The 15,801-nt window shown below is 65.1% G+C and carries 12 protein-coding genes; 8 read left to right on the top strand and 4 right to left on the bottom strand.

Translation table 11 applies throughout. The annotated features are described in order from the left end of the window. On the top strand, window positions 1-1,095 hold a 1,095-nt coding region (locus KYY02_RS32560; RefSeq protein ID WP_442538182.1), incomplete at its 5' end, for an ISAzo13 family transposase. Between the two features lie 163 nt (window positions 1,096-1,258). Continuing rightward, window positions 1,259-1,648, top strand: coding sequence for a VOC family protein (locus KYY02_RS32555; RefSeq protein WP_371244456.1), 390 nt, complete (start codon window positions 1,259-1,261; stop codon window positions 1,646-1,648). Between the two features lie 181 nt (window positions 1,649-1,829). Here the strand turns inward: KYY02_RS32555 and KYY02_RS32550 are convergent, their stop codons facing one another. Next, window positions 1,830-2,684 (bottom strand): class I SAM-dependent methyltransferase, encoded by an 855-nt coding sequence (locus tag KYY02_RS32550; protein WP_371244454.1) that lies wholly within the window; start codon window positions 2,682-2,684, stop codon window positions 1,830-1,832. A 107-nt stretch (window positions 2,685-2,791) separates the two neighbouring features. Continuing rightward, entirely contained in the window at window positions 2,792-3,925 is a 1,134-nt protein-coding gene (locus tag KYY02_RS32545) for an arginine deiminase (RefSeq protein WP_371244452.1), read from the bottom strand. A 672-nt stretch (window positions 3,926-4,597) separates the two neighbouring features. Here KYY02_RS32545 and KYY02_RS32540 point away from each other — a divergent pair. The 6 genes from KYY02_RS32540 (at window position 4,598) to KYY02_RS32515 (ending at window position 14,034) form a co-directional block, all read left to right on the top strand. Further along, window positions 4,598-5,872 (top strand): acyl-CoA dehydrogenase family protein, encoded by a 1,275-nt coding sequence (locus KYY02_RS32540; RefSeq protein ID WP_371244449.1) that lies wholly within the window; start codon window positions 4,598-4,600, stop codon window positions 5,870-5,872. A 1-nt stretch (window position 5,873) separates the two neighbouring features. Then, window positions 5,874-8,834 carry an amino acid adenylation domain-containing protein gene (locus KYY02_RS32535; RefSeq protein WP_371244446.1) on the top strand — a complete coding sequence of 987 codons (2,961 nt, stop codon included), beginning with the start codon at window positions 5,874-5,876 and terminating at the stop codon, window positions 8,832-8,834. Further along, window positions 8,827-9,618, top strand: a complete 792-nt coding sequence (locus tag KYY02_RS32530; RefSeq protein ID WP_371244444.1) for a thioesterase II family protein — start codon at window positions 8,827-8,829, stop codon at window positions 9,616-9,618. Before KYY02_RS32535 ends, KYY02_RS32530 begins: the two co-directional genes overlap by 8 nt. Before the next feature lie 73 nt (window positions 9,619-9,691). Further along, window positions 9,692-11,671, top strand: coding sequence for a primary-amine oxidase (locus KYY02_RS32525; RefSeq protein WP_371244441.1), 1,980 nt, complete (start codon window positions 9,692-9,694; stop codon window positions 11,669-11,671). A 75-nt stretch (window positions 11,672-11,746) separates the two neighbouring features. Then, window positions 11,747-12,592: an ectoine hydroxylase gene (gene thpD, locus KYY02_RS32520; RefSeq protein ID WP_371244458.1), complete on the top strand. Its 846-nt coding sequence runs from the start codon at window positions 11,747-11,749 to the stop codon at window positions 12,590-12,592. A gap of 5 nt (window positions 12,593-12,597) precedes the next feature. Continuing rightward, window positions 12,598-14,034, top strand: a complete 1,437-nt coding sequence (locus tag KYY02_RS32515) for an aminobutyraldehyde dehydrogenase (protein ID WP_371244439.1) — start codon at window positions 12,598-12,600, stop codon at window positions 14,032-14,034. 39 nt (window positions 14,035-14,073) lie between these two features. Here KYY02_RS32515 and KYY02_RS32510 read toward each other — a convergent pair whose 3' ends face one another. Together KYY02_RS32510 and KYY02_RS32505 are read right to left on the bottom strand one after the other, a co-directional pair. After that, the gene (locus KYY02_RS32510) at window positions 14,074-14,922 is read right to left on the bottom strand and encodes a GRP family sugar transporter (protein WP_371244437.1); all 849 of its coding nucleotides are present in this window, start codon (window positions 14,920-14,922) and stop codon (window positions 14,074-14,076) included. Continuing rightward, entirely contained in the window at window positions 14,915-15,460 is a 546-nt protein-coding gene (locus tag KYY02_RS32505; protein ID WP_371244434.1) for a MarR family winged helix-turn-helix transcriptional regulator, read from the bottom strand. Before KYY02_RS32505 ends, KYY02_RS32510 begins: the two co-directional genes overlap by 8 nt. Between the last annotated feature and the right edge of the window lie 341 nt (window positions 15,461-15,801).

Raw genomic sequence — 15,801 nt, 5'->3', positions numbered from 1 at the left:
CGAAAGATCCGGCGCCGGCCTGAGCCTCTACCACGTCGTCCGCGAACTGCAGACACTCCTCGCCACCTGGACCGGCGCCTGCCCCACCTGCCACCGCGACATACCCACACCCATACGAACCTGACCAAGCCCTACTATGACATCGGCGCGGATGCCGGCTGGGTGTCGGTGGGGTGCGACGGTGACACGTCTGCGTTCGCCGTGGCCACCTTGCGTCGTTGGTGGGAGGGGGAAGGCCGGCACCGTTACCCGCGCGCCTCCCGTCTGCTGATCACCGCTGATGCCGGAGGTTCCAACGGCTACCGGGTTCGTGCGTGGAAGAAGGAACTCGCCGGCTTCGCCCACGACACCGGGCTGCAGGTGACCGTGTGCCACTTTCCTCCAGGTACTTCAAAGTGGAACAAGATAGAACACCGACTGTTCCCCCAGATCAGCATCAACTGGCGCGGCAGGCCCCTGACCAGCCATGAAGTCGTGGTCAGCACCATCGGCGCCATCCGCACCCGCACCGGACTGGCCGTCCACGCCGAACTCGACTCCGGTGCCTGCCCCACCGGCGTCACCGTCCCCGACGACGTCATGGACCGCCTTCCCTTCAGCCCGCACGAATGGCACGGGACCTGGAACTACACGCTGCGACCCGAACCCCTGACTCCTCCAGTGCCCTCGAAGCCGACCGAGTTCGGCCGTTTCCCGGCCGGCGACAAACTCCCCGTCTGGCTGCGGCATCCCAACCTCACCGGCCTGGAACCCGCCGCCTTCGACGACCTCGCCGCCTGCTACCGCGCCTGGTGTGCCAAGCATCCACCGATCCTCCTTCCAGGAAAACGTCCCGACGGTGGCCCCGGGGCCGACGGCAGACGACTGTCCGCCGCCGACCAACTCGTCGTCTTCCTCCTCAAAAAGCGCTGGTCCATGACGAACACCGTGCTCGCCGAGGCAACCGGCCTGAACAAGAACCGGATCGGTGCGACCCTGCGGGACGCCACCCCAGCACTCACCGCACTCGGTCACATCGCCTCCACCGGCGCCCTCACCGTGACCACGGCACAACAACTTGCCGCGATCGCCGGGCACGATCTCGCGAGCTCATGACCGCGCAAAAATCAAGGACTTATTTTTCGACAGCCCCCTGCCTTGCCCTCCTCGGCCTCACATGATCAAAACGGACGACATCGAACTACGCCGAAGCCCTGCCGTCCAGGTGCGTCGGCTGTGGCAGTGAGGACTTCTGCCACTTGTTTGAGAGGATTGAGGCATGACGGACTCGCCTATGAAGATTAATGCTCTTGTCGTCGATGCCACAGACACCGAGCGTCTCGCTACGTTCTGGTCCAAACTGCTCGGTAGGCCGATCGTGGGCCGTAAGGGGCCATACATCTGGCTGCAGCGGGACGAGGGACTGGGGCTGGGCTTTCAACAAACCGCTGCGCTCAAGCCGGGCAAGAACCGGATGCACTTCGACGTTACTTCACCCGACCCCGCCGCCGAGCAGCAACGGGTCGAAAAACTCGGCGGGTGCAGGTTAGAGAAGTATGCCAGCGGTGGATTCCTAGTGATGGCGGACCCCGAGGGTAACGAGTTCTGCATCATCCCTGAGGGTTTTTTCGAGCTCGACGACGAGGGGAAAGCGAACTACCTTAACTAAAGGAAAATAAGTAGCACATAAGGCGCATAAATGTTCCCCGAGCTCGCTCGGGGAACATCTGCCGGACAGTCCTGCTTTATAAGACCACCGACGCCCACACCGTAGGCACCTCACCATCGCAATTCGGGGTCACGGTCAGCTTCTGTCCCATTGAGAGACAGAAGCTGACCGGACTGTCCGGTTACCTCTTGGGCTTGGTCGCCTCAGCCAGGAGGTGATAGCCGAAGTGGTTGAAGGGCGGCACCTCTGCGAGGAATCGCTCGGTCTTGCTGACGAAGGCCCTGACCGCCTCGTCACGCAGCACCTCGTCAGCCAGCCAGACGGCGATAGGGGAGTTGCCTCGCAGTCGAGTGATCGTCATCCCGACGGTAGCGAACAGGGTGGTGAGGTCCCGCGGACTGAAGCTGTACCAGGGGGCGACGTACTCCTCTCCACTGCGGGTCTTGGTGAAGAGGAGCTGTTTGGCCGCTACGTCGGTGACGTCGACCGAGGCGAAACGGTCACCGGTGAACATCTCCTCAAAGACGGAGTTCTTCACGCCGAGCAGCATCCTGCCTCCGGGGCGGAGTACACGGGCCACCTCACTGAACACTGCTTGCCGGTCCTCAACGGGTACATGCATCAGCGCCAGCATGCTGGTGACGGTGTCGAAGGAGGCGTCAGGGAAAGGCAGGTGAGCCATGTCGCCCTCGCGCAGGTCCGCGCTCAGCCCGCGTTCCGCCAGCTTCCGCGAAGCCACGTCCAGCATGGGCCGCGAGATGTCGAGTCCACTGACGTTCGCTCCCTTCTCAGCCATGGGGACGGTGAACCGGCCTGTGCCGCATCCGATGTCGAGAACCGTCTCGCCGGGGCGGATGGCCTCTGTGAGGAAGTCGCGCTCCGACTGCGTGAACATCTCGTCGCTGGGGCCCAGGCCGGGGATCCGCTCGTCGTACTCGGCGGCGACCTGCTGGTAGACCGACTTGACTGTGGCTTTCTGCTCCTCGGAGTGACGGTCGGTGTCTACGATGCCGGCCGGCTTCTCATAGGTCGTCATGACGCGTCCTTCTTTCACTGGTGGAGTGGCAGGGCAGGCTGTAAGGGCGGCAGGCCTTTTCTGTCTTCAAGTGACATGGCGAAGTTTCCGCTCCCGTTGCGCGCATCTCAGGCCGTGAGGGGGTCGCGTACCAGGGGGCATGAGAGGCAATGCGGACCCCCTCTGCCACGCACCAGTTCCGCGCTGGGAACGGTGAGCACGTTGATACCCGCGGCGCTGAGCCGGTCATTGGCCATCGTGTTCCGGTCGTAGGCGATGACGGTGCCAGGGCGGATCGTGAGTACATTCGCGGCGTCGCTCCACTGTTCGCGCTGCACGGTGGCTTCGTCGTCGCCGGTCTCGATCAGGCGGATACTGCTCAGCCCCATGGAAGCGGCCAGAGCAGCGAATGGGTCGTCAAGACTGTCGGCTCGTACCGTGGCATCGGCGTCCAGCTTCAGGGAGAACCACTGCAACTGGTCGCAATACCCTCCACTGATGAGGAAACTTTCCTGGTCCACCATCGTCATAAGGGTGTCGAGGTGCATGCACTGACGCTCGTTCGGCAGCAGTACGGCGAAGACGGATGTGGCCAGACCGGAAGTCAGTAGTGACTGGGCCGTCTGCTCTGCGGCGGCGGACTTCGTCCGTTCGCCGATGCCGATCACCACACATCCCTGCCCCGCCAGAAGGAGGTCCCCTCCTTCCAAAGTGGCAGGCAGGAAGGGCTCCCGGTCCTGGATACGCCGGGCACCGGCGGCATCGGCTGCGGCGCTCAGCAGCCGGCTCTCCAGTCTCCGCGTTCGACTCGCCATGAAGTTGGCGCTGTAGCGATCGCCAATCCAGCTGCTGCTGTCGCGGACGAACATGGAGTTCACCAGGGGCGCCAGGACGAACGAGTCCGCCGGCTGGCTTCTGACGCTTAGTGCGCTGCTGACGCTCCGGGGTGAACAGGACGCCAACTCCCCCAACGTCAGGCCAGCCAGCAAGAGCTCGGCTCGCCGCTCCGGGGCGGCCGCAAGGAGAAGGTCGTAGACGGAGGCGGCAACGGTTCGGCCGAGACGTCGTGGCTGCGCCGCCACCGAAGCGACCTGCCGGCACACATCCGGTGCTGCTAGGGCAGCGGTCAGCACCGATGCCAGATCCACAGTCTCGACGCCATTCTCCTGGAGCAGCCCGGTGAATCGGTCGTGCTCGGCCTGTGCCGCTTCCAGCCAGGGGATCTCATCGAAGAGAAGGTCGCTGTGGTTGCTGGGGAGCAACCTCCGCAGTTCCTGGGTTGGCCGGTGAGTGAGGACCCTGCGTAAGACGCCCACCTCGCTGTCTACGTAGGTGCCTTGGAAAGCGCGGTAATGCGCGTCAAGTCGTGGGCTGCCGTCACAGCTGGGCGCAGCTGTCGTCACAGGTGACGACAGGGGACGAGAAGAAGAGGCGTTTGCCAAGGGGCGCTTCATGGCCACCTTCTGGAGAGGTCAGGGCCGGCGGGTGCAATTGCGCTGTTCCTGAGCATGGTCGCTTCCGTAGCCGAAACGCCGGCTTTGGTGCCGTGTACGGAAAGCGACGCGAAAACGCGACGGTCAACTGCCTGCCGGGCAGGCGAGTCAACGTCCGACAGAAGTCAGTGATCGACGACCGTTCGAAAGCAACCGTAGGAACGGCTTCATGTAACTGTCAACGTTCGGGTGGCGTCTGAACCTCGCAGGACCCCATCCGTTGCTGCCCTGACCTGCGAAAGGACGGAGATGTGGAAAAGTTACGCAGGTTCGTGGCGGGCCTACCGAGCGGTGGGCGGAAAGTCGCTCGTTTGAAATTCGCTCATTGGGAAGGGCCTGCAGGTGATCTTCGCGGGCTTCTGCCTGGATGAGATTAAGGGGGTTGACATTCGCCCCGCCCCTTCCCGCACACTGGGATCACCGCTGAGGTAGATCACTTCAGTGGCTCTGTCTGCCGCGAGGCTTTCCAAGCAGCGTGCAGAATGGAGTGACCTGCGCGCTGCGCTCTTAGTTCTACTCAGGCGCCATTTTCAGCTTCGGGACGGAGGTCCTGTGTCTGACTGTTTGGTTTCGGGAGAGCCTGCATTACGTAGCGGGATTCGGGAACTGCTGGCTCGCCCTGATTTGCACGGTGAACTCGAACTCATATGGGCGACGCCTTCTAACGACGAGTACCCTCACCCGGAGGCGGTTTACCGAGAGCTTGGGGCGCGAGGTTGGTTGGCACCCCATTGGCCCCATGAATTCGGCGGATTGGCCACTAGCGCGTACGCCGCTGCGGTGACAGCCGAGGAACTCGCGTTGCACGGTGTTCCGGACAGCGTGCGCGTGAACACGATCGACAACGCCGGCGCCACGCTCCTGGCAGCAGGAAGCGACGAGCAGCAACGTCGATACTGTCCAGGTATGGCGGCGGGGGAGACTGTGTTCTCCGTGTTGTTCACCGAGCCACATGCGGGAAGTGATCTGGGCGGTATCACGACGCGTGCCGAACCGGTCGCCGACGGTTGGCGCCTGACAGGCACCAAGACGTGGAACGCGCGTACATCTCGAGCTCAGTTCGGCATCTGCGCGGCTCGCGCGCAAGTCCAGGGCGATAACGCTTACGCCGATATTGCCTTGTTCATCGTGCCGCTGGACCATCCACGTGTTCGTGTCGAGCCTATCGCCACATTCAACCCAGAGCAGTTCTTCTCCGTACACTTCGATGGCGCCGTTCTTCCCTCCGACGCTCTGGTGGGAACGCCAGGCCAAGGGTGGTCTCTGCTGGCCGAAGCGCTGGGGCTGGAGAGAACAGGTATTTGCTTCGCCGGCCGGGCCAGGCGCTGGTTCGACCAGCTCGTCACTAGCCTCCGCGCGCGCGGGGAGCTGTCCCGAGCGGAGGACGAACATGCTTTGGGACGCATGGACGCCGAGATCCGCTCTAGTCGTCTGCTGGCCTGGCAGGCCGTACAGAGGCTTACTCAAGGCACCCTGAGCCCTGCAGTGGCAGCGGCAGCCAAATGGTGGACCAGCGAGCTGGCCCAACGCGTGGCATGGCTGGCCTGGGACCTGCTCGGGCCGACTGCTGACGGGGACTCGTACTTTCCCGACTTGGCGTTGGCGGTTCGGGAGGCCCCCGGACTGACCCTGGCCGCTGGCACTTCGGAGATCCAATTAACCACTGTGGCCACTGATGTCCTGGATGGCGGCGATCCGTGGGAGGAGCAGGACTGACATGCCGAATCTGACCGGATGGCACCAGCAACTTGCCCATGAATTCGCCGAGGTGCTGTCGGACACCGGTACGACCGCGATCGACGCCCGTCGTGCTCTCACGGTTCACGGGTGGAACAGCTTGTGCCTCAGCGTGAACGACGGTGGCCTGGGCCTCATGTGGGGCGAGATCGCACTACTGGCCGAGCAGCTCGGGAGGAGCTGGGCGCCGAGCGATGTCATCGATACGGTCGTCGGCCTGCCGGTCATGGCCGCCGCCGCGCCGCGCCAGTCAGCATCTGTTCTGGACGGTACGTCAGCCATCGGCTTCGTTACACCCGCGCAGACGCATGGGTTTCCTCCTTCGCATGGAAGGCAACGGACTTCACAAAGCCGACAGCAGGCGCGGGAGCAGAGGCAGCAGACGGCCTGTCGCTTCACCGGTGGAATTCCCCGCTTCGTGCTTCTTCCTGTGACCGAATCTCCTGGGGAGGCACGCTGCGTCGAGACAACAGCCGATGAAGGCGTGCGCCGCCCCACCCCGGGCGGAGAGCTGTGGGAACTGCCCGCCGGCACAGCCGGTGCCGCTGAGGTTTTCCGTGCTCCGGCCGGCTCACTGTGGACGGCCATCACTTTGCTGCGCAACGCGCACTTCCTCGGAATGGCACTGAGCGCCTTGGAGACGGCCACGGGTCGGGCTCGCGCCCGACGGCAGTTCGGCCAGCCCATCGGAACGCGGCAGGCCGTGTCATTTCCTCTGATCACACAACGCACACGTCTACAAGCGCTGCTCCTGGAGAACCGCGCTCAGTTGCTCAGGCTTGACGAATGGGTTCTAGGACAGCCGCAAGGCGACGTTTCTGACATGGAGCTCGCTGCCATCGACGCCGACGCAGGAGCGGTGACCGATGCTGTGTGGCCCTTGCTGGGCGAGTGCATTCGGCACGCGGTTCACGTCTACGGCGCCTCGGGACTGCAGGACGGCCAGCCGGTGGCGGTCGGCTACCGTCTGCTCCTGGCCGAAGCGGCCCGACTTGGGCTGGGCTCCCAGCGGCGCACTCGTACATCGCCAGCCCTGGCAAAGGACAGCGACCTGCCACGGAGTGTTGGTCGGGGCCGCAGCCCTTACCCTCGACAGCTGGCCCAGCGACGGGAACCGACCGCTGTCCGGGACTCCGATGCGGCTCTACCGGCGGGCTCGTGCGTGCACGAGATGGTCGAACAGGCAGCCGCACGCCACCCCGAGGCGGTGGCACTGCGCACGGCGACGAGCGAGATCACCTATCGAGAGCTGGTCGACCAGGCCGACCGGCTGGCACACGCTTTGCGGCAGCACGGTATCGGCGTCGACGACGTCGTCGGTCTGCACATGGAGCACGGCACTGACACCGTCGTAGCCATACTCGCTATTCTCAAAGCGGGCGCCTCCTACCTCCCTCTGGACCCTGATTATCCGCCGGAGCGCACCGTCTTCATGGTTCGAGACAGCGAAGCCGCCGTCGTCATCACCAACCGGCAGCCGGACGGCCGGCTCTCGAACCTCCCCGCCCCCGTCCTGTCCCTCGAGAAGATGCGATCCTCGTCCGGAACGGGGCACGCCGGGGAATTCACCGCAAAGGCTCGCCCGGAGTCCCTGGCGTACCTGATCTACACCTCCGGATCCACCGGAACGCCCAAGGGCGTCGAAGTCGAGCACCGAAGCCTGGCCAACCGCCTGCAGTGGGACGCCGCCACCTTCCCCCTGAGGCCGGGCGACGCGGTGTTGCACCACACGTCCTTGAGTTTCGACATCTCAGTGTGGGAGATCTTCACTCCACTGATCTCCGGAGCGACTCTCGTCCTGGGGGCACCGGGCCTTTCACGGGATCCTCATCGGTTGCTCCAGGAAATGCGCCACAGCAGCGTGTCCGTGCTCGCCTGCGTCCCCTCCCTGCTGGACGTGCTGCTGGAGGAGCAGGACCCGGGGCTCGGTGACATCCCTGGCCTGCGCTATGTCTTTTGCGGAGGGGAAACGCTCTCTCCCGAGCTGTGCCGGCGGTTCCACGCCCTTGAGTTGCCAGCTGAACTCCACAACTTCTACGGCCCCAGCGAATGCACCATCGACGTGACTTCCTGGCACTGCCGTCCTCAGGACGGCTTGTCACCGGTCCCTATCGGCCGCCCTCTGACCCATGTCAGTGTGCACGTGCTCGACGAGACTGGCGCGGTCGTTCCGCCGGGGTACCCCGGCGAACTGTATGTGGGGGGAGCAGGCGTCGCCCGCGGTTATCGCAACCGTCCCGAGCTCACCCGGGAGCGTTTCGTACCTGACCCCTTCACTTCCCGTCCGCAGGAGCGGCTGTACCGCACCGGTGACCTGGTCCGTATGGGCCGGGACGGAGTGCTGCACTTCATCGGCCGCTCGGACGGCCAGGTCAAAGTCCGGGGTCACCGGATCGAGTTGGACGAGATCAGGTGCGCCCTAGAGGGGCATCCCGAGGTGCGAACGGCGGTGGTTCGGGTCACGAGCGGCCGCCTCGAGGCCCACGTCGTACCCACAGCCGTCGCCAGCACACCCCAGACCGACGAGCTGACGCGCCACCTGCGCTCCTCGTTACCTGAGTACATGATCCCGGCCGTTGCTGTCATCAGTTCCCTGCCCGTGACACGGAACGGAAAGATCGATTACGCGGCTCTGCCGCCGGTCCGCTCGGCGCAGTCTTCCCCAGGGGATCGAGACACGCCGTTCAGCGGCAGTCCCGATGAACGCGAGCTGACGGCACTGGCCACCCGAGTGCTCGGAGTAGAGGGCCTGAGCCCGACCGATGACTTCTTCGCCGCCGGAGGAAGTTCACTGCACGCCGCCCGCTTCGTGTCCCGCGTGCGCGTGGAGTGCGGTCTCGACGTCCGCCTGGAGCAGTTCTTCGCCGCGCCCACCATCAGGGACCTGGTCAAGGTGATACGTGAGCAGGCGAACAGCCCGGCAGGAGGCGGCCGTGACTGATACGAGCAGCTGGGTGGTGCGGTCGAGTACAGAGCGGGACGTCTGCGGTATCCGCCTGGTGTGCTTTCCGCAAGCGGGCGGGGGCACACTCGCCTACCGGCCATGGATGGCGATGCTGTCTCCGGACGTCGATGTCCTGCCGGTTGTCTTGCCTGGCCGCGACAGCAAGTTCAGTGAGCCGCCGATTACGGATCTCATCCTCCTCGCCCAGGCCGCCGCGGAGGGGCTTCAACCGGTCCTGTTCGGCCAGGAACATGCTGTCTCCTACGCCCTCTTTGGGCACAGCCTGGGAGCCGTGCTGGCCTACGAGACGGCACGCATCCTGAGCGATGCCCACCACCCGCCCGCCCTGCTGATCGTGTCCGGCAGTGCACCCCCCCATCGAGCAGCGGCGACTCACACCTACCACGCTCTGCCCGACGAGGAGTTCATCACTGAAGTCGTCCGCCTCGGCGGAGTATCCCGTGCTGCTCTCGAGGAGCCCGAGCTCATACGGGTCATGCTTCCCGTCCTGCGAGCGGACTTCACCGCAGCGGAGACCTACGAGCACGTCGTCGGCCCCCCGCTCGACTGCCCGGTAGCCGTGTATGTGGGGGACACGGACTCCACCGTGCCACGCGCACAGCTGACGGAGTGGGACCAGGTGACCAGTGTGCGCCCGGTCCGGCACCGCACATTCGCCGGCGACCACTTCTATCTGGACGATGTCCGCCGCCCCCTGCTACGCGCCTTGCGCGACGACTTGAAAGAGGCAGCAGGGGCAGCTCAGGCGGGGCGGCGCTGACAGGAGCCCAACCCAACACTGATAGAGCCCTTGGCTTGCCGATACCGACATCCCCCTTGGTTTAGGAGGGCCTATGACCACCACGTCGTCCCGAGAGGCGTCCGCCGTTCCTCACCCTCTGGCCCCGCTGACTCCCAACGAGATTCGGCAGGCGGTAAAGGTGGTGAAAGCCCAGCCGGATTTCACGCCTGATACCCGATTCGTGATGATCTCCCTGCAGGAACCGGGCAAGGAGCGCCTGTTCCATCACGACGGTCAGGAGACTCTTCCCAGAGAGGTCTTCATGGTGCTGCGCGACCGGAAGCGACGCAGGTCCTATGAGGCCACCGTGTCTCTGGATTCGGCGAAGGTCACCGATTGGAGGTACCTGCCGGGCGTGCAGACGGCCATCACCGAGGAGGAGTTCGCTCAGTGCGATGCAGCCGTGCGCTCTGACGTCCGCTGGCAGCAGGCGATGCGGCGCCGCGGCGTGGAGGACTTCTCCTTGGCCATGGTGGATGCCTGGCCCACCGGATACACCGGGGAACTGGACGATGCGTCCGGACGCCGGCTGGCATGTCCACTGACCTATGTACGCGCCTATCCAGGGGACAACGGCTACGCCCGCCCCGTGGAGAATCTCGTGGCCTTGATCGACCTCGACACCATGGAAGTGCTTGAGGTGACCGACAAAGGAGCAGTGCCGCTGCCTCCGCTGTCGGGTAACTACGACCCCGCTGTACGGATCTCTGACAACAACTGGCCGACGGTGGTGGAAGAGCGCCAGGACCTCAAACCGATCGACATCACGCAACCCGACGGGCCAAGCTTCACAGTGGACGGGTACGCGGTCCACTGGCAGAAATGGCACTTCCGCATCGGTTTCACCGTACGCGAGGGACTCGTGCTGCACCAGGTGGGATACCAGGACCAGGGCCGGCTCCGGCCGATCCTCCACCGCGCCTCGTTGGCGGAGATGTACACCCCCTACGGCGACCCGGGCTTCACCCACTACCGCAAGAACGCCTTCGACGAGGGCGAGTACGGGGCCGGGTTCATGGTCAACGCCCTAGAGCTGGGCTGCGACTGTCTGGGCGAGATCCATTACTTCGACGCCGTGGTCCACGATCAGGACGGCGAACCCGTGACGCTCCCCAACGCCGTGTGCATGCACGAAGAGGACATGAATATCGCCTGGAAGCACACCGATTTCCGCACCGGCAAGGTCGTGACCAGGCGACAGCGCCGACTGGTCATATCCTCCTTCGCCGTCCTTGGCAATTACCAGTACGGCTACTTCTGGTACCTCTACCTGGACGGAACAATCAAGTTCGAAGTCAAGCTCACCGGAATGGTCTCGACCGGCGCCTACACAGGAGAGTGCCCGCCGTACGGCGCCGCCATCGCCCCCGGCCTCTACGGACCCCACCACCAGCATTTTTTCTCCATGCGCCTCGACATGTCCATCGACGGACCGCACAACTCGGTCTATGAGGTCGACTCTGTCGCCCTCCCCGTCGACGAGCACAATCCGCACGCCAATGCCTGGCGCACCCAGCACCGACTGCTGGCATCCGAGCAGGAGGCACAGCAACGCGTCGCGCAAACCGCCACCGGCAGGTTCTGGAACATCGTCAACCCTCAGCAGCGCAACGGCCTCGGTGAACCCGTCGGCTACAAGCTGGTCCCCAGTTCAGGCCTTCTGCCGATGCAACCCGAGGGCAGCCAAGCATGGGAGCGGGCACGCTTCTGCTACGGACACCTGTGGGTGACCGCATACGATCCCACGCAGTTTTACGCGGCCGGCGACTACCCCAACCAGAGCCGCGGTGGCGAGGGACTGCCCGCTTTCGTACAGCAGGACCGGCCGCTGGACGACACGGATGTGGTGGTGTGGCACACGTTCGGTGAGCACCACATCGTGCGCCCGGAGGACTGGCCCGCCATGCCGGTGGTAAGCACCGGCTTCGCCCTGCGCCCCAACGGATTCTTCGACGGCAATCCAGCCCTGGACGTGCCCGCCCCGAACGGATGTGGCAGCACCACGGTCTGCCATGACCAAGATTCCCTCTAGACGAAAGGCACCGACATCGTGAGCGCCACTGTGACCGACCGCTACCCCACTCGTCTGCTCTCTCCCGCACCCGCCATGGCGCGCGAGGACCCGACGGCCTGGGGCACTGCCGAGGACGGCCCGCTGGCAGCAGACCAGCTGGACACGTTCGACCGGCTCGGCTACCACGCGGAGCAGTCCCTCCTCACCCCGCAGGAGGTCGAGACCTTCCAAAGGGAAGGGGCGCGGCTCGCGGCCGACTCCGACCTGCGCAAGGACGAGCGCACCGTCATCGAGGAAAAATCGCAGGAGGTCCGTTCGGTCTTCGAGGTCCACCGCATCAGCGAGGTCTTCGCCCGCCTGACCTCTGACCCCCGCGTGGTCGGCCCAGCCCGTCAGATGCTTGGCTCCGAGGTATACGTCCACCAGAGCCGGGTCAATTACAAGCCGGGCTTCGGTGGAGGACCCTTCTACTGGCACTCCGACTTCGAGACGTGGCATGCAGAGGACGGCATGCCGGCGCCGCGCGCGGTGAGCGTCTCCATCGCCCTGACCGAAAACTACCCCTACAATGGCAGCCTGATGATCATCCCTGGCTCCCACCGCACTTTCGTGCCGTGTGTGGGCCAGACACCACACGATCACCACCGCAACTCCCTGCGCACGCACTCGGTGGCCATCGGGATGCCCGACCAGGACTCGGTGAGCGAACTGGCTCGCAATGCGGGCGGCATCCAGCAGTTCACCGGGCCGCCCGGGTCGGCCACCTTCTTCGACTCCAACTGCATGCACGGCTCGAACGGCAACATCACACCCTACCCGCGGTCCAACATCTTCATCGTCTTCAACAGCGTCGACAACGTTTTGGGGGAACCTTTCGGGGCCCCCACCCCACGGCCGACGTACATCGCCAGCCGTGAATTCACACCCGTGCCGAGGTGAGGGCAGTGACAGCGCAAAAGACACTGGAGAACTTTATCGGTGGCCGCCGCCATCAGGCCCGGTCCGAAGAGACGCTTGTCCTGACCGACCCTGCCACCGGCGAGGTTACCGGCGCCGCACCTGTGTCCGGAGACGCAGATGTGGATGCGGCTTGCACCACTGCGCTCACTGCGTTCGAAACATGGCGGGACGTCGCGCCAGCGCAACGGCAACTCAGCCTGATGCGCATAGCCGACGCTCTCGAGCGCCGCGCCGACGAGTTCGTCCGCGCGGAGGCTATCCATACGGGCAAGCCGCTGCATATCACGGCGGCCGAGGAAATCGGCCCCATGATCGACCAGATCCGCTTCTTCGCGGGAGCCGCGCGCTTCCTTGAGGGCAAGTCGGCGGGTGAATACATCGCGGAACACACGTCGTTCGTGCGTCGCGAGCCGCTCGGCGTGTGCGCGCAGGTCACGCCATGGAACTACCCGCTCATGATGGCCGTGTGGAAGTTCGCTCCGGCCGTCGCAGCGGGCAACACAGTAGTGCTGAAACCCTCCGACACCACACCTCTGACGACTTTGATGCTCGCCGAACTGGCCGCCGAGTTCCTGCCCGACGGCGTGTTCAACGTCGTCTGCGGTTCCCGGGAGACGGGGCGACGCCTGGTTCGGCATCCGGTGCCGGCGATGGTGTCGGTCACCGGGAGCGTCCGTGCGGGAACCGAGGTGGCCGGTTCCGCTGCCGTCGATGTCAAGCGCCTTCATCTGGAGCTGGGCGGCAAAGCGCCGGTGGTTGTCGCCGCCGACGCCGACCTGGCCCAGGCAGCCCGCGGGATCGCCCGGGCAGCACTCTTCAACGCCGGACAGGACTGTGCCTCGGCCTGCCGGGTCATCGTGGACCAGGCCGTGCACGATGAATTCGTGGCGGCGCTCACGCAGGAGGTCAAAGGTCTCACGACCGGCGCCCCCGACGACCCGACCGTCTTCTTCGGCCCGCTGAACAGTGCCACGCAGCTCGCGAGGGTCCAGGAGCATCTTCGGAACCTCCCCTCGCACGCCCAGGTGGTCACGGGCGGCGAGGCCCTGCCGGGCCCGGGGTACTTCCACCAACCCACCGTGGTAACGGGTCTGCGACAGGACGACCGGGCCGTCCAAGAGGAGATTTTCGGCCCCGTCATCTCCGTCCAGCCGTCGAGCAGTGACGAAGACGCCCTCCGTCTCGCCAATGGTGTGCGGTATGGTCTCGCGTCTTCGGTCTGGACGCGAGACCATCAGCGCGCGATGACCATGGCGCGGAAGATTGACGCGGGCTGTGTCTGGATCAACTGTCACATCCCTGTCGCCGCCGAGATGCCACACGGTGGGTTCAAACAGTCCGGTTACGGCAAGGACCTCTCGTCCTACAGCCTGGAGGACTACACCCGCATCAAGCACGTCATGTCCTACCTGGGGGCGTGAACGCGCCCGCCGGTCCCTGGCGACAGCGGGCCAGCGGGTTCAGTGCAGTGCGATGAGCCCGATCGCGAGTGCCGCGCAGACGAGGCCGACGGCCTGCCGACGGTTCAGACGCTCCTTCAACAGCACCAGGGCGAGGAGGACAGGGATGGCGGGGTAGAGGGCGGAAAGTACGGTGGCGATGGCCATGAGCTGTTGTCTGGTGGCTTCCAGATACAGCACGATCGCCAGTGTGCCCAGGGCACCAGCCGCCACCGTTGCCGCCCACGGCTTGCCCGTTAGCCTCCAACGGGCACCGTAGGAAGCCAGGACCGCGGCGATGACCAGGACGGAGACCACCCGGCTCAGCACCACCGGCCACAAGCCGCTGTCCGTGCCCACCTGCGCCATGGCGAGGAACTGCACGCCGAATCCCACGCTGGCAACCAAGGCACTGGGGACTCCTGCGGATATCGCCTGACGTTGCTTGTCGCCGAGATCCGCAGAGTTCTGCGAGACCAGCCACAGCGCTGGCAGGACGGCGGCGATCCCCACCCATGCAGGCAGGGCTGGGCGCTCTCCGAGGAAACATACTCCGACCAGGACTGGAAGAGCCACGGCTCCGACATCGCTGACCGGGACGACCACGCTCATCGCCCCCTGGGACATCGCCCGGTACAGGAAGGCGACCCCGACTCCTGTCCCCACTCCTGACAGCGCGCCCCAACCATAGTCGGCGAGCGAGGCGGTTCCACTGTCCAGAACCAGGGCCAGGAGTAGCCCGAGTACGGTGCCGCCCAGTTGGGCGTGAAGTGCGACGGTCAGCCCGTTATGGCGGCGCGAGACCAGACCATTGACGAAATGCGTGATGCCGAAGCACAGGGCGGACAGTAGGGCGAGCAGTTCACCCATGGTCGCGCTCCTGGCTTGCCCGGTGGTCCCGGTCCGCCTGGCCCACCGGGCAGGTCGCACCGTCCCGGAGGCAGGCACACCGGTCGCACAGCCGGCAGATGCGTTCGGCGTCGCCGGGCTGCCGGTACAAACCTGTCAGAACCTTGCCCAGCAACTGGCCGAGCTGCTCACGTTCGCCGTCATCGAGACGGCTCAGCGCTTGTCGCAGTACGTCGCTGCGGCAGGCGAGGAGAGTGTGTGCTGCCTGTGCGCCCAGATCACTGAGCTGAAGGCGTACCCACGCTCCCCAGCTGGCTTCTTTGCGTACCAGTCCCTGCTTCTCCAGGCCATCGACCATGCGGGCCGCCGCAGACTGGCTCAGTCCCACCCGCCGACCCAGCTCGGTGACGCTCAGACCGGGGTCTGTGGACAACACCACCAGCGCGGCAGCTCCGCTCGAACTGGTGCTGGCCGCCCGTGTCGCCTCGGCGACTACCACGTCACTGAGGGCAAGCGCGGCGGCCCCTAAAAGATTCGCTGTGTTCGTTTCCTCATGCATGAGTCATGCATACCTCGGATGATGTGCAGCAAATCATACTGACGTGGCTCATCAGGCTCTTTCATCGGACGGCGCCTCCCACGCCCTGCTGATGCGGGGCGGACCGCGGGCGGCATCTTCTTCGGCCCCCGTGCCCGCATGGACTTCGCCGCGCCGATCGGTCGACAGGCCAGGGCACACCTCAGGGTCTTTGAGAAGTGATCTTGTGTCCGGGTTTGTCATGCCAGCCCGAGGGCGGTGAGGGGCCGCAGGTGGTCTCGAGCGGTGTGGCGGAGGGCGGCTGCGATATTGATGTGGCCGTCCTGGCGGTGGACGCCGACGGCGAGGTTGCGCAGGCCGGC

Source organism: Streptomyces pimonensis, assembly GCF_041380215.1.
Lineage (GTDB): Bacteria > Actinomycetota > Actinomycetes > Streptomycetales > Streptomycetaceae > Streptomyces > Streptomyces pimonensis.
The sequence above is the reverse complement of the archived record's forward strand: the minus strand, read 5'-3'. Positions and strand labels throughout refer to the sequence as shown.